Source organism: Azospirillum brasilense (assembly GCF_003349955.1).
GTDB classification, from domain to species: Bacteria; Pseudomonadota; Alphaproteobacteria; order Azospirillales; family Azospirillaceae; genus Azospirillum; species Azospirillum brasilense_B.
Map to the genome: position 1 here is coordinate 1 of NZ_QLKQ01000169.1, position 1,519 is coordinate 1,519.

Consider the following 1,519-nt stretch of genomic DNA (forward strand, 5'->3'; position numbering starts at 1 on the left):
GGGTGGGTGTCGGGCAGCAGGCCCTTGGCCATGCTCATCGGCAGGAACGGGATGCCCGACTTCTCGACCAGCTCGCGCACCGCCTCGTCGGCCTGGGCGTAGGCGGCGCCCTTGCCCAGGATGATCAGCGGCCGCTTGGCGCCCTTCAGCACCTCAAGAGCGCGCGCCACCGAGTCCGGCGAGGGCAGCTGCGCCGGGGCGGCGTCGACCACCTTGACCAGCGAGCGGGCGCCCTCGGCGGCGTCCATCACCTGCGAGAACAGCTTGGCCGGCAGGTCGAGGTAGACGCCGCCCGGACGGCCCGACACCGCGGCGCGGATCGCGCGGGCCACGGCGATGCCGATGTCCTGGGCGTGCAGCACGCGGAAGGCCGCCTTGCACAGCGGCTTGGCGATGGCCAGCTGGTCCATCTCCTCGTAGTCGCCCTGCTGCAGGTCGACGATCTCGCGCTCCGACGAGCCGGAGATCAGGATCATCGGGAAGCAGTTGGTGGTGGCGTTGGCCAGCGCGGTCAGGCCGTTGAGGAAGCCCGGCGCCGAGACGGTCATGCACACGCCCGGCTTCTTGGTCAGGAAGCCGGCGATCGCCGCGGCGTTGCCGGCGTTCTGCTCGTGGCGGAAGGAGATGACCCGCAGCCCCTCGCCCTGGGCCATGCGCAGCAGGTCGGAAATCGGGATGCCCGGCACGACGTAGAGGTTCTCGATGCCGTTGAGCTTGAGGGCATCGATGACGAGCTGGAAACCATCCGTCAGCGCCGGTTCCGCATCGGTGGCGGCCGTGGCTTGGTTGTTGAGGACTGTGACGGCTGACATAAGGGTTACTCCTCCCCGACTCTTATTCGGTTCACGATCGGTCAATCGAGAAAATCGCAGTGCTGTTCGACATGGCGGGCCAGCCCCAGCGTGTGCTCGCGCACCCGCCGCTCGGCCAGGTCGGCGTCGCGCCGGGTCAGGGCGTCGATGATGTCGCGGTGCTCGACGATGGACGTCTCGGCCCGGCCGCCGCGGCGCATGGTGACGCGGCGGATGGCCCGCATGTGGATGAAGAAGCGGTCGGTCAGGTCGGCGATGAGCGTGCAGCCCGAGGCCTGGATGATCGACTGGTGAAAGGCGACGTTGGCGTCGGAATACTCCAGCACGTGGTCGGCCAGTTCGCCTTCCTCGGCGAAGCGGTCGAAGGTTTCGTGCAGGTCGGCCATGCCGCGCTCGTCGGCGCGCTCGACGAAGAGGCGGGCGGCCATGCCCTCCAGGGCCGCGCAGACGGTGATCATCTCGATGATCTCCGCCTTGGTCTTGCGCACCACGAAGATGCCGCGCCGGGGCATGGAGCGGATGAAGCCCTCCTGCTCCAAGAGCGCCATGGCCTCGCGCACCGGGGTGCGGCTGACGCCCAGCGCCTCGCAGAGCTGGCGCTCGTCGAGGCGGATCTCGCTCGGCCCGCCGTAGATGTCCATCTGGGTGATGGCCTGGCGCAGCGACTGGTAGGCCTTCGCCTTGAAGCTCATCCCCTGATCCAGGGG

The 1,519-nt window shown here is 68.8% G+C and carries 2 protein-coding genes; both read right to left on the reverse strand.

Annotated elements, in window-relative coordinates:
• On the reverse strand, positions 1–812 hold an 812-nt coding region (locus tag DXK32_RS31880), incomplete at its 3' end, for a thiamine pyrophosphate-binding protein (RefSeq protein WP_247877442.1).
• A gap of 41 nt (positions 813–853) precedes the next feature.
• A partial coding sequence (locus tag DXK32_RS31885; RefSeq protein WP_247877443.1) for a GntR family transcriptional regulator occupies positions 854–1,519 on the reverse strand: 666 nt, incomplete at its 5' end.